This window comes from Janthinobacterium sp. HH102, assembly GCF_001758625.2.
GTDB lineage: Bacteria > Pseudomonadota > Gammaproteobacteria > Burkholderiales > Burkholderiaceae_D > Janthinobacterium.
On sequence record NZ_CP062062.1, the window covers coordinates 2,364,684 to 2,385,563 of the forward strand.

A 20,880-nucleotide genomic window follows, 5' to 3' on the forward strand; every position below is an offset into this window, starting at 1 on the left:
GACGATATTTCAGGTATTAACTCGGCGTCGACCGTAGTAATGCTTAAGTGTTTCTACTTATTATTCCCAATAGCCTGTTTATTCTCTCGGCAGCAGCTTGCGCGTGCCGGACGGCCGTGCTGGCGAGTGTTGCTGGCTGGACGCGCAAAACGCCGGCGCGCCGCTGCTGCATCGCACAAGCTGCCTGTACTTCGCTATAATTGCGCGGTTAAAACACCATCCGCTAATGAGGAACCCCATGAGTTTGAATAACGTCTCTTCCGGCCGCGACCTGCCGAACGATTTCAACGTCGTCATCGAAATCCCGATGAATGCCGATCCGATCAAGTACGAAGTCGACAAGGAAAGCGGCGCGATCTTCGTCGATCGCTTCATGGGTACCGCCATGCATTACCCGTGCAACTACGGCTACGTGCCGAACACCCTGTCGCCGGACGGCGATCCGGTCGACGTGCTGGTCATCACCCCGTTCCCGCTGATCCCGGGCGTGGTCGTGCGCTGCCGTCCTATCGGCGTGCTGAAAATGACCGACGAGTCGGGCGAAGACGCGAAAGTGCTGGCCGTGCCAGTCGACAAGGTCCTGTCGATCTACAGCCACTGGCAAAAGCCGGAAGACTTGAACGAACTGCGTTTGCGCCAGATCCAGCATTTCTTTGAGCACTACAAAGATCTGGAAAAAGGCAAATGGGTCAAGATCGACGGCTGGTATGGCCCTGACGTGGCCAAGGAAGAAATCCTGGGCGGCGTCGCCGCCTACAAGGCAGATGCTGCAAAAGCCTAACAGCATCAGTTAAAAAACGCTCCCCGCCAGTCATGGCCGGGAGCGTTTTTTTATGCGCGAAACGGACTGTGTTCGTTCAACTCATCGAGATAGGCATCGATGCCGCCCCGTTCGCGCTCGAGGAAGCGCTGCACGGCGTCGGCAAAGGCAGGGTGGGCCAGCCAGTGGGCGGACCAGGTCTTTTGCGGCAGGAAGCCGCGCGCCATCTTGTGCTCGCCCTGGGCGCCCCCTTCGAAGGTGGCGATGCCGTTGGCGATGCAAAATTCCAGCGGCTGGTAGTAGGCCGTCTCGAAGTGCAGGCACGGTACGTGTTCGAGCGCGCCCCAGTAGCGGCCATACAGGGTGTCGGCCGTGTGGATCACCAGCGAGGCGGCGATGGCCCGGCCTTCGCGCTCGGCGATCACCAATAGAATGTTCTGCGGCATGGTCGCGCCTATGCGCCGGAAGAAGTCCAGCGACAGATAGGGCGAGGAGCGGTGTTCCGCATAGGTATTGCTGTAGCAGCGGTGGAACAGCTTCCAGTCCGCGTCCGTGGCGTCCATGCCGCGCACCTGGCGCATGGTCACACCCGCTTCCCGCACCTTGCGCCGCTCGGCGCGGATATTCTTGCGTTTCTTGTGTTCCAGGGTGGCGAGAAATTGCTCGAAATCCGTGTAGCCGGGATTGAGCCAGTGAAACTGCACGCCGCTGCGCATCAGGTAGCCGGCCTCGGCCAGCTGGCGCGCCTCGCTTTCCGGCGGGAACAGGATATGGCAGGACGACACGTCGGCCGCTTGCTGCTGGGCCTGCAAAAAGGCCAGCAGGGCGGCGCGCGCTTCGCCATCGCGGGCCAGCAAACGCGTGCCGCTGACGGGCGTAAAGGGAATAGCGGACAGCAGTTTCGGGTAGTATTCGAGGCCATGCTGCTGATAGGCGTCGGCCCAGGCCCAGTCGAACACGTATTCGCCGTACGAGTGCATTTTCAGGTACAGGGGCAGGGCGGCGGCCAGCGTGTCTCCTTGCCACAGCACCAGGTAATTCGGTTGCCAGCCCGTGTCCGCGCTGGCGCAGCCGGACTCGTGCAGCGCGTGCAAAAAGGCATACGAGAGGAAGGGATTGCTATCCGCCTGGCGCGCCAGCAGTTCAGACCAGGCCGCTTCGCCAATTTCAGCCAGGGTAGTGACGATAGCCGTGCGATAATTCATTGTTGTAGTGTGCATTCATCACTCTCGGGGCGCCACCATCGGCCTGTGTGCCCCTGTCTTGTTTAATAGAACGAAAATATCCATCATCATGACAGTCAAAGTCGCAATTGCTCAAATGAATAGTACGGTCGGCGATCTGGCCGGCAACCGTGCCAAGATCTTCGACCTTTCCCGCCGCGCCTTTGAAGCGGGCGCCGATATCGTGCTCACGCCGGAACTGTCGCTGGTCGGCTATCCACCCGAGGACTTATTACTGCGCAATGCATTCTACGCAAAAACGCAGCAGGCGTTTGCCGAGCTGGCCCGCGACCTGGCCCAGTTCAAGGATTTGCACGTGGTGGTGGGCGTGCCCCTGCAGGACGAGAAGGGCGTGCGCCACAATGCCGCCTCCGTGCTGCTCAATGGCGAAGTGCTGGGCACCTACCGCAAGCACGACTTGCCGAACACCACCGTGTTCGATGAAAAACGCTACTTTACGTCGTCGGACCAGGCTTTCGTGTTTGGCGTGAAGGGCGTGCGTTTCGGCATCAATATCTGCGAAGACACGTGGTTCGAGCATGCACCGATGCGCGCCCGCGCTGCCGGCGCGCAAGTGCTGCTGGTGCCGAACGGCTCGCCGTACCACATGAACAAGCAGCATCTGCGTTATGAAACCATGCGCAAGAACGTCAGCGCGCAAGGCATGGCCCTCGTGTACGCCAACCTGGTCGGCGGCCAGGACGAGCTGATTTTCGACGGCGATTCGTTTGTCATGGATGCGGCCGGCACCATTTGCGCCCAGCTGCGCCATTTCGAGGAAGACTTGCAACTGGTCGAGTTCGACGGCGCCACGCCCGTGCCGCAGCCGCTGGCCACGCCGTTGACCACCGAGGCGCAGGTGTACCAGGCGCTGGTGCTGGGCGTGCGCGACTATATAGTCAAGAACGGCTTTCCGGGCGTGCTGATCGGCATGTCGGGCGGCGTCGATTCTGCGCTGACCCTGGCCATCGCCGTCGATGCGCTGGGCGCCGACAAGGTGCGCGCCGTGATGATGCCGTCGCAATTTACGGCCGATATCTCGTGGATCGACTCGCGCGACATGGTAAAACGCCTCGATGTGCGCTACGATGAAATTCCGATCAAGCAAACTTTCGACGCCTTCCGCGCCACCCTGGCGGACGAGTTCGCGGGACTGGCGGAGGACGCGACGGAAGAAAACATCCAGGCGCGCATCCGCGGCACCCTGCTGATGGCCCTGTCGAACAAGCATGGCAGTATCGTCTTGACGACGGGCAACAAGAGCGAGATGGCGGTCGGCTATTGCACGCTGTACGGCGACATGGCGGGCGGCTTTGCCGTGATCAAGGATATTGCCAAGACGCTCGTGTACCGCCTGTGTGCCTGGCGCAACAGCGTGTCGGACGTGATTCCCGAGCGCATACTGACGCGGGGACCGTCGGCCGAACTGCGCGCCGACCAGTTGGACCAGGATTCCTTGCCGCCATACGACGTACTCGACGGCATCATGCAGCTGTACATGGAAGAAAACCGGCCGATCGCCGAGATTATCGAGGCTGGCTACCCGCCGGCCGATGTGGCCCGGGTCACGCGCCTGATCAAGATCAATGAATACAAGCGGCGCCAGTCGCCGGTGGGCATCCGCGTCACGCACCGTGGCTTCGGCCGCGACTGGCGCTACCCGATTACCTCGAAGTTTTACGAGTAAGGCGGGGTTCCGTTAAGCCAGCTAATGAAGAACTGACGATTATCAATAAGGAGAAAGCCATGAAACAGATTACCGCCATCATCAAACCATTCAAGCTCGACGAAGTACGCGAGGCGCTGGCCGACGTGAACGTGACGGGCTTGACCGTGACGGAAGTGAAGGGCTTTGGCCGCCAGAAGGGCCATACCGAGCTGTACCGTGGCGCCGAGTACGTGGTCGACTTCTTGCCGAAAGTCAAAGTCGAAGTGGTGGTGGACGACAGCGTGTCGGAACTGGTGGTCGACGCCATCATCAAGGCGGCCCGCACGGGCAAGATCGGCGACGGCAAGATCTTCGTGCGCGACGTGGAGCAGGTCATCCGCATCCGCACGGGCGAGACGGGTCCGGACGCGGTGTAAATCCAAGCCAACAATGTTGTCGGATTACGGTCCTTCAGACCTAATCCGACCTACGTGATGTATCCCTTATATGGCCGTAGGTCGGGTTAGCGCGCCAGCGCGTAAGCCGACGCTGCTGAGCTAACAAAGCTGTTGGATTGCGCTTCAGCGCCCCAGCCGCATGTCGAATTTCCAGCAGATCAGGCGCAGTATCGTGATGCCGCTGGCGCTGGTCCATAGCGCGAAGTCGTGCTCGGCGCCGAAGTGCATCTGCAATAAATAAGCCCAGCAGCCGAAAAACGCGCAGATGGCGTAGGGTTTTCCGTCACGAAACACCATCGGCACTTCGTTGCAGACGATGTCGCGCATCACGCCGCCGAAAATCCCCGTAATCACCCCCATCATCGACGCGATAAAGATCGGCATGCCGGCGCGCATGGCTTCGGCCACGCCGGCGATGGCGAACATGCCCAGGCCGATGGCGTCGGCGATGACGATCAGGCGTTCCGAGACGATCTGGCGCAAATGCTGGATCAGGGGCGCGGCCGTCAGGGCCAGAACGAAGATCAGGATCGCGTATTCCTGGTGCGAAACCCAGAACAAAGGCCGCTTGTCGAGCAGGATGTCGCGCAAGGTGCCGCCGCCGAACGCCGTGATGAAGGCCACGACGAATACGCCGACCAGGTCCATGCGCTTGCGCCGCGCTTCGATGAAGCCGGAAAACGCGCCCACCAGGATGGCGATGACCTCAATGATCTTGATCAGCGAGCCAGGCGGCAATTGGGGTGGCATCATGGGTGGAGCGCGTGCACGAGACGCTAAGCAGGAAATAATTGTCACAGGTTAACATGACACGGCCCCGAATGGTGACAAACGGGGCCGTGTGCAGGGTGTAACTTGTTACTGAATTGTAATTTCTTGCTATCTATCCTAGCGGATGGGCTGCAGCGCGGAAGAAAGCAATACCACCAGCGCGCCATCGCCCCCTTCGGAGCGGCGCGCCTGGCAGAAGGCGATGACTTCCTCCTTTTGCACGAGCCAGCTGTGCACCATCGATTTCAAGACCGGTTCCTGGCCTTTCGAGCCAAAACCCTTGCCGTGGATTACGCGCACGCAGCGCAGCTTGCGCCGCGTCGCCTGGTTCAGAAAGGCGCCGATGCCGTCGCGCGCCTCGTCGCGGCGCAAGCCGTGCAAGTCCAGCTCATCCTGGATGGGCCAGTGGCCCTTGCGCATCTTCTTGACCACGTCCGGCCCCACGCCGGGGCGGGCGTAGTTCAGGGCCGGATCGTTTTCCAGATAATGGTCGACCTCGAACAAGTCCGACAGCGACTCGCGCAGCACGGCCGCGTCGTCCTCTTCCGGGGACAACTTGCGCGCGGGCTGCTGGGCGCTTGCCGCGCCCGCCTTGGGCAGGCTGGGCACGTAGCGGTCCGACTCGGGCAGGCGCTTGACGCCGCCGATGCTGGCCTTGAACAGATTGCTTTCCACGGCCTGCACCTTGACCTGTTGCGCGCGCTCAGCCGCGGCTTGCGCGCGCGCATCGGCCTGCTCCTTGAGCTGCTTGCTGACCGCTTTCAGGTCGGCAAAGTCTTTCATCGACGCCATGCGACGCTTACTCCTGGCCTTCCAGGTAGCGCTGGGCGTCCAGTGCTGCCATGCAACCCGTACCGGCGCTGGTGATGGCCTGGCGGTAGATATGGTCTTGCACGTCGCCGGCTGCAAATACGCCCGGTGCGCTGGTGGCCGTGGCCATGCCTTCCAGGCCCGTCTTGGTCTTGATGTAGCCGTTGTGCATGTCCAGCTGGCCTTCGAAGATGCCCGTGTTCGGCTTGTGGCCGATGGCGATGAAGACGCCATGCACGCTCAATGCTTCGACCTTGCCGTCGATGGTCGATTTGATGTTCAGGCCCGTTACGCCGCCTTCGTTGCCCGTCACTTCGTCCAGAGTGTGGTTATATTTCAACACGATCTTGCCTTCGGCAACCTTGGCGTTCAGGCGGTCGATCAGGATCGCTTCGGCGCGGAACTTGTCGCGGCGGTGGATCAGCGTGACTTTGTTGGCGATGTTCGACAGGTACAGCGCTTCCTCGACGGCCGTATTGCCGCCGCCGACGACGGCCACTTCCTGGTTGCGGTAGAAGAAGCCATCGCAGGTGGCGCAGGCGGACACGCCCTTGCCCATGAATTCCGCTTCCGACGGCAGGCCCAGGTATTGCGCGGATGCGCCCGTGGCGATGATCAGCGTGTCGCACGTGTATTCGTGGCTGTCGCCCTTCAGGCGGATCGGCTTTTCATTGAGGAAAGTGGTGTGGATATGGTCAAACACGATTTCCGTATTGAAACGCTCGGCATGCTGCAGCAAGCGCTGCATCAAGTCCGGGCCTTGCACGCCCATCGGGTCGCCGGGCCAGTTTTCCACGTCGGTGGTGGTCATCAACTGGCCGCCTTGTTCCACGCCGGTGACCAGCATCGGGTTCAGGTTGGCGCGGGCGGCGTAGACGGCGGCGCTGTAGCCGGCTGGGCCGGAGCCGAGGATCAAAACGCGGGCGTGTTTGGTAGTGGTCATGGGAGGCTTCTCTATGAGTGGGGTCTATCCGAATTGGGGGCATACGCGCGAAGAACAAGGCTGTATTGCGCTTGCGCAAGCAATCCTCGATTATAGACCAAGCCGCCTGTAGCGACGAATCGTGGGGCCGTCCGGGGCATATATGGCTTAGAATACTTCCTTATTATGGGAAATTCCCTTTCAGAAACATTTTTCACCTTGCAGCGCTTCCCAGAATGACTAAACCAGCCCAGGCCAATCAAAATAGCTACACCCGAAAACCGGTCGAACGCCGGCCCTTGCCCAACCGGCTGGTACGGCTGCTGTCCGAGGCGCGCTGGTTCGCGCTGGCCGCGTTTGCCCTGTATTTCGTGCTGATCCTGGCCAGCTTCAACAAGCTCGACCCCGGCTGGTCGCACGCCACCAATGTCGACAAGGTGGCCAACCTGGGCGGCAAGCTCGGCGCCACCTTTTCCGATCTGTTGCTGTATATCTTCGGCTTTTCCGCCTGGTGGTGGTGCGTGTGGCTGTTGCGCACCGTGTGGAATGGCTATCGCCGGCTGAGTAAGCGCTTCCTGCTGGAAGAGGAAGAGGTGGAGCGCGAGCACCATGTCGAGATGCTGATCCGCATCGTCGGCTTTTCCATCATGCTGATCGGCAGCATGGGGCTCGAATACCTGCGCATGGCGAAAAGCCTGCACGTGCAGCTGCCGCGCGACCCGGGCGGCGTGCTGGGGCAGCTGGTGGGGCATTCGGCCCACGTGGCCTTCGGTTTCACCGGCGCTACTTTATTACTGTTGCTGCTGTTCGGCCTCGGTTTCAGCCTGTTCTTCCACGTTTCTTGGTTGCAAGTGGCCGAACGCATCGGCGGCGCGATCGAAGACGCATTTAATTGGTTCGTGCTGCGCTACCAGGACCGCGAAGACCGCCGTCAGGGCGAAGTGGCCGCCGTGCGCCGCGACGAAGTGGTGGTCATCGAACGGGCCAAGCACGTGGAAAAGCACGTGGCCGCGCCGCCCGTCAAAATCGAGCCGCAGGTGGTGACCGTGGTGAAATCCGAGCGCGTGGAAAAGGAACGCCAGGCGCATCTGTTCGAGAACCTGGGCGATGGCAAGCTGCCGCCTTTGTCGCTGCTCGACGAAGCGCCGCCCGTGGTGGAAACGGTGTCCGTGGAAACCCTGGAATTCACGAGCCGCCTGATCGAAAAGAAATTGTCGGACTTTGGCGTGGATGCCAAGGTAGTGGCCGCTTACCCCGGCCCCGTCGTGACGCGCTATGAAATCGAGCCGGCCACGGGCGTGAAGGGCAGCCAGATCGTGGGCCTGGCGCGCGACCTCGCCCGTTCGCTGTCGCTGACCTCGATTCGCGTCGTGGAAACCATTCCCGGCAAGAATTACATGGCTCTGGAATTGCCGAACAGCAAGCGCCAGATCGTGCGCCTGACGGAAATCCTCGGCTCCAAGGTCTACAACGATGGCGTGTCCAGCCTGACGATTGCGCTGGGCAAGGATATCGCCGGCAAGCCCGTCGTGGCCGATCTCGCCAAGATGCCCCACTTGCTGGTGGCCGGCACCACCGGTTCCGGCAAGTCCGTCGGCATCAATGCGACGATTTTGTCGCTGCTGTATAAATCCGACCCGCTCGACGTGCGATTGATCCTGATCGATCCGAAGATGCTGGAAATGTCCGTTTACGAAGGCATCCCGCACTTGCTGGCGCCCGTCGTGACGGACATGCGCCAGGCGGGCCACGCGCTGAACTGGGCCGTGAACGAGATGGAGCGCCGCTACAAGCTGATGAGCAAGATGGGCGTACGTAACCTGGCCGGCTATAACGCGAAGATTGCCGACGCGAAAAAGCGCGAAGAACACATCCCGAATCCGTTCAGCCTGACGCCGGATTCGCCGGAGCCGCTGGAAAAACTGCCGACCATCGTCATCATCATCGACGAGCTGGCCGACTTGATGATGGTGGTGGGTAAAAAAGTCGAGGAATTGATCGCGCGTATCGCGCAAAAGGCGCGCGCCGCCGGCTTGCACTTGATTCTGGCCACGCAGCGCCCATCTGTAGACGTGATCACGGGGCTGATCAAGGCGAATATCCCGACGCGTATCGCCTTCCAGGTCTCGTCGAAGATCGACTCGCGCACGATTCTGGACCAGATGGGCGCGGAAACCCTGCTGGGCATGGGCGACATGCTGTACATGCCGCCCGGCACTGGCTTGCCGATGCGCGTGCACGGCGCGTTTGTGTCGGATGAAGAAGTCCACCGCGTTGTCAGCCATCTGAAGCTGCAGGGCGAACCGAATTACATCGAGGGCATCCTCGAAGGCGGCACCCTGGAAGGCGACGGCGCCGAAGGCGGCGCGCCGGGCGAGGGCGGCGGCGAGGCCGATGCCCTGTACGACCAGGCGGTGGCGGTGGTGCTGAAAAACCGCCGCGCCTCAATTTCGCTGGTGCAGCGTCATTTGCGCATCGGCTACAACCGCGCGGCCCGTCTGCTCGAGCAGATGGAGCAGAGCGGGGTGGTATCAACCATGCAATCCAATGGCAACCGGGAAATCCTGGTTCCGGCGGCGAGTAGTGAACAAGGGTAACGGAATGAAGAATACGACTTTCGCAGCAAAAATGATCCTCGGCGCGGCCAGCGTCGCCTGCAGTATGCTGTTCGCGGCCAGCGCCTCGGCCAGTGCCCTGGAACAGTTCAAGAGCTTTGCGGCCGGCACCAAGTCGGCCAAGGGCGAGTTCGTGCAGCGCCAGGTCAAGAAGGCGGACGCCAGCGGCAAGGCGAAAGTGTCGACGCCAGCCAGCGGCACCTTCGAGTTTGCGCGCCCAGGCAAGTTTATCTGGACCTACCTGAAGCCGTACGAGCAACTGCTGCAGGCGGACGGCGACAAGCTGTATATCTACGACAAGGACCTGAGCCAGGTGACGGTCAAGAAGCTGGGCGACGCGCTCGGTTCCTCGCCGGCCGCCATCTTGTTTGGCAGCAACGACCTGGAAAAGAATTTCACCTTGGCCGAAGCAGGCACGCGCGATGGCCTGGAATGGCTGAAAGCGACGCCGAAAGCGAAGGACACGACCTTCGACGAAATCACCATCGGCCTGCGTAACGGCGTGCCGGAGGCGATGGAATTGCGCGACTCGTTCGGGCAGACGTCGGTGCTGGCGTTCAAGAATTTCCAGAAAAATCCGGCGCTGTCCGCGAACCATTTCAAATTCGTGATGCCTAAAGGCGCGGACGTGATCAACAACTAAGTTTTTCACGTGCTGTTTTTTTGACCGGCCTCGCACCATGCGGGGCCTTTGCATTCTTACCTGGTACATATTATGGCGGATCTCTTTTCCACCGCACCGCGCCAGCCGCTGGCCGAAGCCTTGCGGCCTGCTACTCTCAACGAAGTCATCGGCCAGACGCATCTGTTGGGCGTCGGCAAGCCGCTGCGCCTGGCGTTCGAGGCGGGCAAGGCCCATTCGATGATTTTATGGGGGCCGCCCGGCGTGGGCAAGACGACCCTGGCGCGCCTGATGGCCAACGCGTTTGACAGCGAATTCATCGCTCTGTCGGCCGTGTTTGCAGGGGTGAAAGATATCCGCGCGGCCATGGACCAGGCCCGCCACAGCCTGGACCAGTTCGGCAAGCACACTTTATTGTTTGTCGACGAGATCCACCGGTTTAATAAATCGCAACAGGACGCCTTGCTGCCTTTCGTGGAGTCGGGTCTGGTGACCTTCATCGGCGCCACCACCGAAAACCCGAGCTTCGAAGTGAACTCGGCGCTGCTGTCGCGCGCGCAAGTGTATGTGTTGAAGTCGCTCAACGAAGACGAGATGAAGCAGTTGCTGGCCAAGGCGCAAAGCACGGCGCTGACGCATTTGACCTTCGACGAGGCGGCGGCCGACACCCTGATCGGCTATGCGGATGGCGATGCGCGCCGCTTTTTGAACTTGCTGGAGCAGGCCGAGACGGCCGCCAGCTCGACGGGCACGACGACCATCGACGCGGCCTTCGTCGACAATGCGCTGACCCTCAATTCGCGCCGCTTCGACAAGGGCGGCGACAATTTCTATGACCAGATTTCTGCCCTGCACAAGTCCGTGCGCGGTTCGAACCCGGATGCGGCCCTGTACTGGTTTTGCCGCATGATCGACGGCGGCGCGGACCCCCGTTATTTGTCGCGGCGCATCGTGCGCATGGCTTGGGAAGACATCGGCTTGGCCGACCCCCGTGCCTTGACCATGGTCAATGACGCGGCGGAAACGTATGAACGCCTGGGTTCGCCCGAAGGCGAGCTGGCGCTGGGCCAGGCCGTGATTTACCTGGCCATCGCCGCGAAAAGCAATGCCGGCTACAACGCGTTCAATACGGCCATGGCGTTTGTGAAGAAAGACAAGTCGAAGGAAGTGCCCGTGCACTTGCGCAATGCGCCGACGAAGCTGATGAAGGAACTCGGTTACGGCCACGCCTACCGCTATGCGCACGACGAGCCCGATGCCTATGCGGCCGGCGAAACGTATTTTCCGGACGGCATGGCGGAACCGGGCTGGTACCAGCCCGTGCCGCGCGGTCTGGAAAGCAAGATTGCCGACAAGCTGGCCTGGCTGCGCGAGCTGGACAGGAAAGCAGGAAAGCCAGCCGGCAAGGGCTGAGGCTACAGGCCCAGCAAGGTAAAACCGTCATCCTGCGGCGCGTAGCCGACCAGCCGGCGCGTCGCGTCGATGGATAGCCGTTTATAACGGTTGTCCGACACGCCATGCACGACGTGATAGCCGGCTGGCACGTCCGCCGCGATGCAGCGGGCCAGCAGTTGCACCACGTCGCGCTCGCTGATGAAGGCGGCGATGTCGCGCGCGCTGTGCTCTTGGCCTGGCGCAAAGCGGGCCACGTTGGCGATGCGCACGGCGATCGCCGTCATGCCATGCAGGTGCGCGAACGCCGACGCCACGCCTTCGCCGAAGGCCTTGCTGGCGCCATACATGTTCGCCGGACGCGCCGGCATGTGCTCATGCACTTGCATATCGAGCGGATAGCCTTCGACGGTTTGCGCGCTGCTGGCGAATACCACTCTGCTCACTCCCTGTGCCTGTGCCGCGCGGAAGATGTTGTGCGTGCCGATGATGTTCGGCTGCAGTAACTGCGCGTCGAAATCGGCGCTGGCGTGCGGGACGCCGGCCAGGTGCAGCACCACGTCGATGTCCAGGCAGGCGGCCAGGCAGGCGGCGTAATCGCTGACGTCGAGCTGCATGGACGGGCAGGGCGCTTGCGCCAGCCCGTCCGTGTGCAGGTCGGCCAGGCGCAGGGAGAATTCCCCGTGCCGGCGCTTCCAGAAAGCGGTGCCGATGATGCCGGCGGCGCCCGTGACGAGGACGCGCAAAGGTTGTTGAATCATGTATTCCTTGTATTGAGTGTGTGAGGCAGTGCCTGGTTCAGCCAGCGCAGCAGGGCGGGGCGCGGGGCTGCCGTCCCATGCACGCGGATGCGTCCGCTGCCCACGGCTTCGACCAGCACCAGGCCGTCATTCGGTATCGTGTAGCGTTCACCGCTGCGCAGCACGCAATCCTCGAACTGGGCGTAGGCCGTGATCCAGGCCGTGCCGGACAGGCATTCGATGACCCTGGCGCGCGCTTTTTCCAGGCGCAAGGGGCGTTCGCTGCGTAATTCATGGTCGGTTTGCATGGCATCGCTCCTGTTGTGCGGACAGGAACAGCTTAGGCGCTGGGCTTGAACCATGACAGATGCAGGAAACCGAAATTGTCATGCATACAGTCTGCTTCGTCGTACACTGTGCTTGTCAAAAAAACGGGCAACTGTATCTGTGCGTGCCGCGCGCACCAGCCGCATACTGAAGGGATGAACATGAATGCGCCTTTGAATCTGTACGAGCACCTGGCCAACGAGCTGGGCGCCCTGATCGACGCGCGCGTGTTCGCGCCTGGAGACCGCTTGCCGTCGATCCGCCACCTGGCGCAGCAAAAGCGCATTTCCGTCAGCACCGTGATGCAAGCCTTGCGCCTGATGGAAGACCGGGGGCAAGTCGATGCGCGGCCCCAGTCCGGCTATTTCGTGCGCCACCGCGCGCCGCGCCGGCCCTGCAGCGCGGACGCGCAGCATTTGAAGGAGCCGGCCTTTGTCGGCATCAACAACCTGTTGATGCGCGTGCTGAAGGAAAACGAGGCGCCCGCTATCGTGCAGCTGGGCACGGCCTGGCCGCCCGACGAGATATTGCCCATCAAGCGCATGCAGCGCACCATCAGCGCGGTGGCGCGGCGCGAGCCGGCGTTATTGAGCAAGGTCAGCTGCTACGACGTCAGCGAAGGCAATTTCCTGCGCCAGGTCGCGCGCCGCGCGCTGGACTGGGGCAAGCTGGACCCGCGCGAGATCGTCGTGACGAATTCCTGCACGGAAGCGATCAGCCTGTGCCTGCGCGCCGTGGCCAAGCCGGGCGACACCATCGCCATTGAGTCGGCCACGTATTTCGTGCTGCTGCAGATGATAGAAAGCCTGGGCATGAAGGCGCTGGAAATCCCCACCGACCCGAAGACGGGGCCGTCGCTCGATGCGCTCGAGCTGGCCCTGCGCGCCGGCCTCGTGCAGGCGTGCCTGTTCGTGCCGAACGCGAACAATCCCCTGGGCTGCGTCATGCCGGAAGCCAACAAGAAGCGCTTGGCGGGCTTGCTGTCGGAATTTAATATTCCGCTGGTGGAAGACGATGTCTATGGCGACCTGTGCTTTGCGCCGCAGCGCCCGTGGCCTGTGAAGGCTTACGACACGAGCGGCAATGTGCTGCTGTGTTCCTCGTTTTCCAAGGCTATCACGCCCGCGTCGCGCGTCGGCTATGTGCTGGCCGGGCGTTTCGCACAGGAAGTGGCCTTGCTGAAAACCGTGTCGAGCGGCGCCACCAGCCATTTTTTCCAGGCCGTGCTGGCCGACTTTTTGGAGGGCAGCAGCTACGACCAGCAGCTGCGCAAGATGCGGCGCACGCTGGTGCAGCGCATCGCGCGCATGTCCGATGCCGTGGCGGCCAGCTTTCCGGCGGACTGCATGCTGTCCGAGCCGCAGGGCGGTTTCGTGCTGTGGGTGCAGATGCCGCCGCAAATCGATGCGCTGGCCTTGCATGGCCCGGCCGTCGCGGACGGCGTGGCGTATATGCCGGGCCAGCTGTTCTCGGCCTCGGGCAAGTTCGGCAATTATCTGCGCCTCAATTGCGGCAATCCGTGGACGCCGCGCATCGAGCAGGCGATCGGCCGGCTGGGCCGCCTGGTGCATGAGGCCTTGTAACTATTCTTTGCGTTTCAGTCCCGCATTTTCACCGTTCGCTCCCTGTTTTTCGCCGCCGGTCGCAAGCCGGTGGCCTTGTTTGCCGCCGTTGGCTAAAGTAGCACCATACCAGCAGCATTCAACGACGCAAACTAACCAGGAGTCACATCATGCACGCACTGAAAAACATGGAAATCGCCTTTATCGCCGCCGCCGTCCTGGCCATCGGCAGCAGCTTCGCCACCGCCGGCGCCAACACGGTGGAGGTGAGCGCCACGTCGACCCTGATCGCCAAGGCCGCCGACACCAGCATGCCCGTCGTCACCGTCAGCGCCCGCCGCCTGACGGCCGCCGAAAAAGCCGCTTTCATTTAAGTATCCGCCGTAAAGCGGGCGCGAGTGCCCGGCCATGCCGCCATGACGATGGCAGAGCGTGTGCAAAACTCATAAAGAACTGAACGGGTCTTGGTACAATGAGTGCTTTCGATACATCGGCACCGCCATCCACCCATGATAGATATCCAACTTCTCCGTAAAGACATCGCCAACGTCGCAGAACGCCTGGCGACGCGCAAATTCCAGCTCGACGTGGCAGGTTTTACCGCCCTCGAAGCCGAACGCAAGGCGATCCAGACGCGCACCGAAGAGCTGCAGGGCAAGCGCAACGCGCTGTCCAAGCAAATCGGCATGTTGAAAGGCAAGGGGGAAGACACCTCGGCCGTGATGGCGCAAGTGGCCGGCCTGGGCGATGAACTGAAAGCCGATGAAGCGGCCCTGACCCTGGTGCAAGCCAAGCTGAGCGAATTCATCATGGCCGTGCCGAACCTGCCGCACGAATCGGCGCCGGTAGGCACGGACGAGTCGGGCAACGTGGAAGTGCGCAAGGTCGGCACGCCGCGCACGTTCGATTTTGAAGTCAAGGATCACGTCGACGTGGGCGCCCCGCTGGGCCTGGACTTCGAAGTGGCCACCAAGCTGACCGGTTCGCGCTTCTCCGTGATGAAGGGCGGCATCGCCCGTCTGCACCGCGCACTGGCGCAATTCATGCTCAACACGCACGTGGACGAGCACGGCTACACGGAATGCTATACGCCGTACATGGTCAACGCCGATTCGCTGCGCGGCACGGGCCAGCTGCCGAAATTCGAAGCCGATCTGTTCTCGGTGAAAAAAGGCGGCGTGGAAGGCGAGGGCGAGACCTTCTACCTGATCCCGACGTCGGAAGTGTCGCTGACCAATATCGCGCGCGATGAAATCCTGGCGCTCGACCAATTGCCCCTGAAGATGACGGCCCACACGCCATGCTTCCGTTCGGAAGCGGGCAGCTACGGCCGCGACACGCGCGGCATGATCCGCCAGCACCAGTTCGACAAGGTGGAAATGGTGCAAGTGGTGCACCCGGACACCTCGTACCAGGTGCTGGAAGAAATGGTCGGCCACGCGGAAACGATCTTGCAACGCCTGGGCCTGCCATACCGCGTGATGTCGCTGTGCACGGGCGACATGGGCTTTACGGCCAGCAAGACCTTCGACCTGGAAGTATGGCTGCCGGCGCAGAACACCTACCGCGAAATCTCGTCCCTGTCGAACACGGAAGCCTTCCAGGCCCGCCGCATGCAGGCACGTTTCCGCAACGCAGCCGGCAAGCCGGAACTGGCCCACACCCTGAACGGCTCCGGCCTGGCAGTGGGCCGCACCCTGGTGGCTGTGCTGGAAAACTACCAGCAAGCGGACGGCAGCGTCGAAATCCCGCCAGTGCTGCGCCCGTACATGGGCGGCCTGACGCATCTGAAGGCGTAAAAAAGACCAGGCAGCTTGCAGCAATGGAAGGCTTAAAATAGTCCTTCCATTTTTTCAAGCGGCTGCTATAATCTTGCCTTCTCGCAGCAATGCGGGAAAAGACCGCAGCAAATGGAGAGGTGGCAGAGTGGTCGAATGTACTTGACTCGAAATCAAGCGTACGTTAAATCGTACCGTGGGTTCGAATCCCACCCTCTCCGCCAGAACAAATAGAGAAAGCTCCCGCAAGGGAGCTTTTTTTATTTGTGGCGGCGAAGAGGAGTACGCCCCCTGCGGGGCGTACGCGTGGGATTCGAAGCCCCGCGCATATTTGCGCGGGGCCCTCCGAATCGCCCAATTGGTTTTCACGCGTGCGCCAAGGTGGCGTCTACAAAGGCGAGCCGCGCCTTGCGCGAGGCTCCCCGAATCGCCAAATTGTTTTTCGGGTTGGCGTCCAGCATTGGGTTGCAAATCACCAATAAACCCCTACCCAACCCAACAACACCCATGCTAAAATAGCGCCTCGTTCAAACAGGCATGCCAGTTTGAGCGAATAGACCGCAGTAAACGGAGAGGTGGCAGAGTGGTCGAATGTACTTGACTCGAAATCAAGCGTACGTTAAATCGTACCGTGGGTTCGAATCCCACCCTCTCCGCCAGAATACATAAGAGAAGCTCCCCCCAAGGGAGCTTTTTTTATTTGCGCAACGCCAAAAAATCGTCAGCGTCTCAATGCAGGTAGAAAAACCGCCCAAAGCGCGCAGCGCAAGGCGTTTTTTCCTCCATTCAGGTTTTAAAGGCCAGCCCCCAGGAACCCAAGCTAATGCACGAGCTTGGCTACCGCAAACGCGACGCCCGACATGGCAATGATCGTCCCCACACACGACAGGATGACAGCCGACTTCGCCTCAGCCACATCTGACTTGGTCGCATAATTGGAGCGCACCACAGCGAGGTCCAGTTTCAAGCCACCGACATCGGTCTTGAGAACGCCGACATCCGTTTTCAGACCAGCCACATCCACCTTGATGCCGGCCACATCAACCTTCAAATCAGCAACGTCCAGTTTCACCCCGGCCATGTCTTTTCCCAGTGTGTTGACTTGCTCGTCCATGGCGCAATCCTCCGTGCTTGTCACTGCATGCTCCTCGCTTTTTTCACCGCTGTCAAACAGTGTCCCGAGGGTATCGCGCATGGCTTTGCTATTGTTTGCCAAGCGTTGTGCCAGTGCCGTCACGCGCTGCAAGTCGGCCATACCCTCGCCCTGTAGCTGCTCAGTGGCAGTCTGCAATTCGACGGCGATCTGTTCGCCGAGGCTGGTGGCAACCCGCATCCATGCCTCGATCTTGCGCTGGCGTGCCTGTTGCGTGAGCGCGTCATGCCGCACCCGCGTATCGCTCAGCTTGTGCATGCTGTTCATGCCACGTCCTCTACAGTCTGGGGCCGATGCCGATGCTGTCCACGCTACCCCTTGCCGATGCCCCCCACCTTGACCCCGCTCAGCCTATGTTAATCTACCTCCTCCCATCCCGACCCCACCCATAAAAGCAATGAGCCGATTCTGGAGCAACATCGTCAGCGAGCTGACCCCCTACGTCCCCGGCGAGCAGCCGAAACTGCCCGACCTGGTGAAACTCAACACCAACGAAAACCCCTACGGCCCGTCGCCGCAGGTGCTGGCCGCGCTGCGCGAAGCGGCCAACGACAGCCTGCGCCTCTACCCGGATCCCACCGCCAGCGAACTGAAGCAAACCCTGGCCGCCTACCACGGCCTCAACAGCGCGCAAGTGTTCGTCGGCAACGGTTCCGATGAAGTGCTGGCGCTGGCCTTCATGGCCTTGCTCAAGCACGATGCGCCCCTGCTGTTCCCGGACATCAGCTACAGCTTCTATCCCGTGTATTGCAAGCTGTACGGCATCGATTACCGCACGGTCGCGCTCGACGATGCCATGCGCATCCGCCCCGAAGACTATCAAGGGCCGTGCGGCGCCATCATCTTCCCGAATCCCAACGCGCCCACGGGTGTGGACTTGCCGCTGGCCGACGTGGAAACCTTGCTGCGCGAGCATCCCGACGCCGTGGTCGTGGTCGATGAAGCGTATGTGGATTTCGGCGGCGAGAGCGCCGTGGCCCTGGTCGACCGGTATCCGAACTTGCTGGTGGTGCAGACGTTCTCGAAGTCGCGTTCGCTGGCCGGCTTGCGCGTGGGGTGTGCCTTCGGCCATGCGGATTTGATCGAGGCGCTGGAGCGCGTGAAGAACAGTTTCAACTCGTATCCGCTGGACCGGCTGGCCTTGGCCGGCGCGGTAGCGTCGCTGCACGACGAAGCGTATTTCCAGCAGACGCGCCAGGCCGTCATCGCCAGCCGCGAACAGCTGGCGGCGGACCTGGCGGCGCTGGGCTTCGAGGTGCTGCCGTCGGTGGCCAACTTTGTCTTTGCCCGCCACCCGCAGCATGATGCGGCGCAACTGGCGGCAGGCTTGCGCGCCAAGTCGGTGATCGTGCGCCATTTCAATGCGCCGCGCATCAGCCAGTATTTGCGCATCAGTATCGGCAACCCGACCGAGTGCGCCGCCTTGATGGCGGCATTGCGCGCAGTGCTGTGACGCCATGCTGACCTTCGTCCCTGCCAGCAGCGCCGATGGCGAGGCGCTGGCCAGCCTGCGCGTGGCCGCCATGCGCGACAGCCTGGAGCGCATCGGCCGCTATGATCCGCAGCGGGCGCGCCAGCGTTTCCTGTCCACCTACGACCCCGCCTGCACCTGGCAGTTGCGCCACGGCGGCGCGCTGGCCGGCTTCTATGTGTTGCGCCCGCAAGCGGATTATTTGCTGCTCGACCACCTCTACCTGGCGCCGGAATGCCAGCGGCAAGGCATGGGCGCGGCCGTGCTGGCGCGCGTGTTTGCCGAGGCCGATGCGGCCCGCAAGAGCGTGCGCGTGGGCGCCTTGCGCGGCAGCGAGGCGAACCGCTTCTATATGCGTCACGGCTTCGTGCCGGATGGCGAGGAAGAGTTCGACCTGTATTATCGGCGCGCCCCCGCGCCTTGATGCTGCCTGCGGCGACTGTTTGTGCAACAATAATCGGATTCACACATCGACAGGACGGACAAAATGGCAAAAGTGGCATTCATCGGTTTGGGCGTCATGGGTTTCCCCATGGCAGGTCACCTGGCGGCGGGCGGGCACGACGTCACCGTGTACAACCGCAACCCGGCCCGCGCGGCCGCCTGGCTGGAGCAGCACAAGGGCAGCAGCGCCGCCACGCCGGCCGCCGCCGCAGCGGGTGCCGAGTTCGTCTTCACCTGCATCGGCAACGATAACGATCTGTATCAAGTGATCCTGGAAGAGGGCGGCTTGCTGTCCGCCATGGCGCCGGGCAGCATCCTGATCGACCATACGACGGCGTCCGCCGAAGCGGCGCGCACCATCCACGCGGCGGCGAAGGAGAAGGGCGTGTTCTTCCTCGACGCGCCCGTGTCCGGCGGCCAGGCCGGAGCGGAAAACGGCAAGCTGACCGTGATGGTGGGCGGCGATGCAGAGGCGTATGCACGTGCCGAGCCCGTCATTGCCCTGTTCGCGCGCGCCGTCACCTACATGGGCGCCTCCGGTTCCGGCCAGCTCACAAAAATGGTCAACCAGATCTGCATCGCGGGCCTGGTGCAAGCCTTGAGCGAAGGCATTGCCTTTGCGGAAAACGCGGGCCTCGACGCGGCCCTGGTGGTGGACGTGATTTCCAAGGGCGCGGCGCAGTCATGGCAGCTGGAAAACCGGGGCAAGACCATGATCGAGCGCAAGTTCGACTTCGGTTTCGCCGTCGACCTGATGCGCAAGGACCTCGGTATCTGCCTCGCCGAAGCCAAGCGCAACGGCAGCGACTTGCCCGTGACGACCTTGACGGACCAGTTCTATGGCGAAGTGCAGCAGGCGGGCGGCAACCGCTACGACACCTCCAGCCTGATTACCCGCCTGAACAAAAAGTAACTTTTTAACTCTTCAGTAAAGAGCGGCGCGTCCCTGCCCAGGGCCGCGCCGCTTGTCGTTTATGGTGTCGGCATTATTAAAATGTCGGTTTCCGGAACATCCGGTTTCGATTTTCATGGAAAAGCATGGACTTCGCTAGCTCATCGTGTATTATTAAAAAACGAGATGAAATGTCCCAATTTTTAAAACATTATGAGCGGACCAGCATGAAAACTAACTCCTCAGCGATAACACGCGTTGTCGACAAGAACATCCCCTATTTGTCTTCCGCCATCGCCATCTGGCGGCCCCGCGCCGTGCTGCGCAGCTGGCCCGGCGTGGCCATCGCGCTGGTGATCGCCCTGTCGGCCACCTTTATTTCCAGCAATTACGGCGGGCCCCAGCTGCTGTATGCGCTGTTCTTCGGCCTGGCTTTCCACTTCCTCGCGTCCGATCCCACCTGCAAGCCCGGCATCGAGTTTTGCAGCAAGGTGCTGCTGCGCACGGGCGTGGCGCTGCTGGGCGCGCGCATCACCTTCAATCAGATCGCCTCGGTGGGCGTGACGCCGTTATTGATCGTCGTCGGCGGCCTGATCGCCACCCTGGGCTTCGGCTACCTGCTGGCCAAATGGCTGAAACGCCCCATCACGGAAGGCATTTTGTCGGGCGGCTCCGTGGCCATCTGCGGCGCCTCGGCTGCGCTGGCCATCTCGGCCGTGCTGCCGCAAACCAAGGAAAACGAGAAATTCACCCTGCTGACGGTGGTGGGCGTGACGTCGCTGTCCACCCTGGCCATGATCGTCTACCCGCTGCTGGTCAAGCTGCTGGGTTTTGACCCCACGGAAGCGGGCGTGTTCATCGGCGGCACCATCCATGACGTGGCGCAAGTGGTGGGCGCCGGCTATCTGGTGAGCAACCATACGGGCGACGTCGCCACCTTCGTGAAATTGACGCGCGTCGCCTGCCTCGTGCCCGTCGTGCTGGGCCTGTCGATCATGTTCAAGCGCAAGGATGGCAAGAGCGAAGTCGATGCGCCGCCGCTCGTGCCGTTCTTCCTGATCGGCTTTGTCTGGCTCGTCATCACGAACAGCCTGGGCCTGATTCCGCAGGAAGTGAATGGCTGGATCAACAATGCCTCGCGCGCCTGCCTCGTCATTGCGATTGCCGCTCTGGGCGTGAAAACCTCGTTCCAGTCGCTGGCCTCGCTGGGCTGGCGTCCCGTGATCATGCTGGTGATGGAGACCGTGTGGATCGCCGCCTTCGTCGCCATCGCCGTCCTGCTGACGCGTTAA

20 protein-coding genes and 2 tRNA genes are annotated in these 20,880 nt (G+C 61.7%); 15 read left to right on the forward strand and 7 right to left on the reverse strand.

The annotated features are described in order from the left end of the window. Positions 1 to 238 precede the first annotated feature (238 nt). Positions 239 to 781 (forward strand): inorganic diphosphatase, encoded by a 543-nt coding sequence (ppa, locus tag JAB4_RS10815; protein ID WP_070225002.1) that lies wholly within the window; start codon positions 239 to 241, stop codon positions 779 to 781. 50 nt (positions 782 to 831) lie between these two features. Here ppa and JAB4_RS10820 read toward each other — a convergent pair whose 3' ends face one another. Beyond that, on the reverse strand, positions 832 to 1,965 hold the full coding sequence (locus JAB4_RS10820; protein ID WP_070225003.1) for a GNAT family N-acetyltransferase: 1,134 nt from the start codon (positions 1,963 to 1,965) through the stop codon (positions 832 to 834). Between the two features lie 88 nt (positions 1,966 to 2,053). Between JAB4_RS10820 and JAB4_RS10825 the strand changes: the two genes are divergently transcribed. Next, positions 2,054 to 3,670, forward strand: coding sequence for an NAD+ synthase (locus JAB4_RS10825; protein ID WP_070225004.1), 1,617 nt, complete (start codon positions 2,054 to 2,056; stop codon positions 3,668 to 3,670). A gap of 59 nt (positions 3,671 to 3,729) precedes the next feature. Then, positions 3,730 to 4,068, forward strand: coding sequence for a P-II family nitrogen regulator (locus JAB4_RS10830; protein ID WP_034758685.1), 339 nt, complete (start codon positions 3,730 to 3,732; stop codon positions 4,066 to 4,068). Between the two features lie 144 nt (positions 4,069 to 4,212). Here JAB4_RS10830 and JAB4_RS10835 read toward each other — a convergent pair whose 3' ends face one another. The 3 genes from JAB4_RS10835 to trxB all read right to left on the reverse strand — a co-directional run bounded on the left by JAB4_RS10835 (position 4,213) and on the right by trxB (position 6,613). Then, positions 4,213 to 4,842: a trimeric intracellular cation channel family protein gene (locus JAB4_RS10835; RefSeq protein WP_034786156.1), complete on the reverse strand. Its 630-nt coding sequence runs from the start codon at positions 4,840 to 4,842 to the stop codon at positions 4,213 to 4,215. Positions 4,843 to 4,977: 135 nt separating this feature from the next. Beyond that, positions 4,978 to 5,652, reverse strand: a complete 675-nt coding sequence (locus JAB4_RS10840) for a Smr/MutS family protein (protein ID WP_070225005.1) — start codon at positions 5,650 to 5,652, stop codon at positions 4,978 to 4,980. Positions 5,653 to 5,659: 7 nt separating this feature from the next. Next, the gene (gene trxB, locus JAB4_RS10845) at positions 5,660 to 6,613 is read right to left on the reverse strand and encodes a thioredoxin-disulfide reductase (RefSeq protein WP_034758671.1); all 954 of its coding nucleotides are present in this window, start codon (positions 6,611 to 6,613) and stop codon (positions 5,660 to 5,662) included. Between the two features lie 215 nt (positions 6,614 to 6,828). Here trxB and JAB4_RS10850 point away from each other — a divergent pair, with 215 nt between their 5' ends. The 3 genes from JAB4_RS10850 to JAB4_RS10860 all read left to right on the forward strand — a co-directional run bounded on the left by JAB4_RS10850 (position 6,829) and on the right by JAB4_RS10860 (position 11,242). Beyond that, on the forward strand, positions 6,829 to 9,189 hold the full coding sequence (locus JAB4_RS10850; protein ID WP_070225006.1) for a DNA translocase FtsK: 2,361 nt from the start codon (positions 6,829 to 6,831) through the stop codon (positions 9,187 to 9,189). A 31-nt stretch (positions 9,190 to 9,220) separates the two neighbouring features. Continuing rightward, the gene (gene lolA / locus JAB4_RS10855; RefSeq protein ID WP_139143741.1) at positions 9,221 to 9,850 is read left to right on the forward strand and encodes an outer membrane lipoprotein chaperone LolA; all 630 of its coding nucleotides are present in this window, start codon (positions 9,221 to 9,223) and stop codon (positions 9,848 to 9,850) included. Between the two features lie 72 nt (positions 9,851 to 9,922). Next, positions 9,923 to 11,242, forward strand: coding sequence for a replication-associated recombination protein A (locus JAB4_RS10860; protein WP_070225008.1), 1,320 nt, complete (start codon positions 9,923 to 9,925; stop codon positions 11,240 to 11,242). A gap of 2 nt (positions 11,243 to 11,244) precedes the next feature. Here the strand turns inward: JAB4_RS10860 and JAB4_RS10865 are convergent, their stop codons facing one another. Continuing rightward, positions 11,245 to 11,982, reverse strand: a complete 738-nt coding sequence (locus JAB4_RS10865) for an NAD(P)-dependent oxidoreductase (RefSeq protein ID WP_070225009.1) — start codon at positions 11,980 to 11,982, stop codon at positions 11,245 to 11,247. Next, complete coding sequence (locus JAB4_RS10870; protein ID WP_070225010.1) at positions 11,979 to 12,269, reverse strand: DUF2917 domain-containing protein; 291 nt, start codon at positions 12,267 to 12,269, stop codon at positions 11,979 to 11,981. Before JAB4_RS10870 ends, JAB4_RS10865 begins: the two co-directional genes overlap by 4 nt. A gap of 180 nt (positions 12,270 to 12,449) precedes the next feature. On the opposite strand from JAB4_RS10870, the gene JAB4_RS10875 reads away from it, so the two are divergent. The 5 genes from JAB4_RS10875 (at position 12,450) to JAB4_RS10895 (ending at position 16,287) form a co-directional block, all read left to right on the forward strand. Then, entirely contained in the window at positions 12,450 to 13,871 is a 1,422-nt protein-coding gene (locus tag JAB4_RS10875) for a PLP-dependent aminotransferase family protein (RefSeq protein WP_070225032.1), read from the forward strand. Between the two features lie 149 nt (positions 13,872 to 14,020). After that, a complete protein-coding gene (locus JAB4_RS10880; RefSeq protein WP_070225011.1) occupies positions 14,021 to 14,224 on the forward strand; it encodes a hypothetical protein in 204 nt (67 codons plus the stop codon). Between the two features lie 135 nt (positions 14,225 to 14,359). Next, entirely contained in the window at positions 14,360 to 15,649 is a 1,290-nt protein-coding gene (gene serS / locus JAB4_RS10885; RefSeq protein WP_070225012.1) for a serine--tRNA ligase, read from the forward strand. A 113-nt stretch (positions 15,650 to 15,762) separates the two neighbouring features. Continuing rightward, positions 15,763 to 15,852: transfer RNA gene (locus JAB4_RS10890), tRNA-Ser, on the forward strand. Positions 15,853 to 16,197: 345 nt separating this feature from the next. After that, positions 16,198 to 16,287: transfer RNA gene (locus JAB4_RS10895), tRNA-Ser, on the forward strand. 161 nt (positions 16,288 to 16,448) lie between these two features. On the opposite strand, the gene JAB4_RS10900 is transcribed toward JAB4_RS10895, so the two are convergent. Further along, on the reverse strand, positions 16,449 to 17,048 hold the full coding sequence (locus tag JAB4_RS10900) for a hypothetical protein (RefSeq protein ID WP_139143733.1): 600 nt from the start codon (positions 17,046 to 17,048) through the stop codon (positions 16,449 to 16,451). Positions 17,049 to 17,178: 130 nt separating this feature from the next. Between JAB4_RS10900 and hisC the strand changes: the two genes are divergently transcribed. The 4 genes from hisC (at position 17,179) to JAB4_RS10920 (ending at position 20,880) form a co-directional block, all read left to right on the forward strand. Next, positions 17,179 to 18,234 (forward strand): histidinol-phosphate transaminase, encoded by a 1,056-nt coding sequence (gene hisC, locus JAB4_RS10905; RefSeq protein WP_070225013.1) that lies wholly within the window; start codon positions 17,179 to 17,181, stop codon positions 18,232 to 18,234. A 4-nt stretch (positions 18,235 to 18,238) separates the two neighbouring features. Further along, a complete protein-coding gene (locus JAB4_RS10910; protein ID WP_070225014.1) occupies positions 18,239 to 18,676 on the forward strand; it encodes a GNAT family N-acetyltransferase in 438 nt (145 codons plus the stop codon). Positions 18,677 to 18,739: 63 nt separating this feature from the next. Further along, on the forward strand, positions 18,740 to 19,609 hold the full coding sequence (locus JAB4_RS10915; protein WP_070225015.1) for an NAD(P)-dependent oxidoreductase: 870 nt from the start codon (positions 18,740 to 18,742) through the stop codon (positions 19,607 to 19,609). 206 nt (positions 19,610 to 19,815) lie between these two features. After that, on the forward strand, positions 19,816 to 20,880 hold the full coding sequence (locus JAB4_RS10920; RefSeq protein ID WP_083287284.1) for a YeiH family protein: 1,065 nt from the start codon (positions 19,816 to 19,818) through the stop codon (positions 20,878 to 20,880).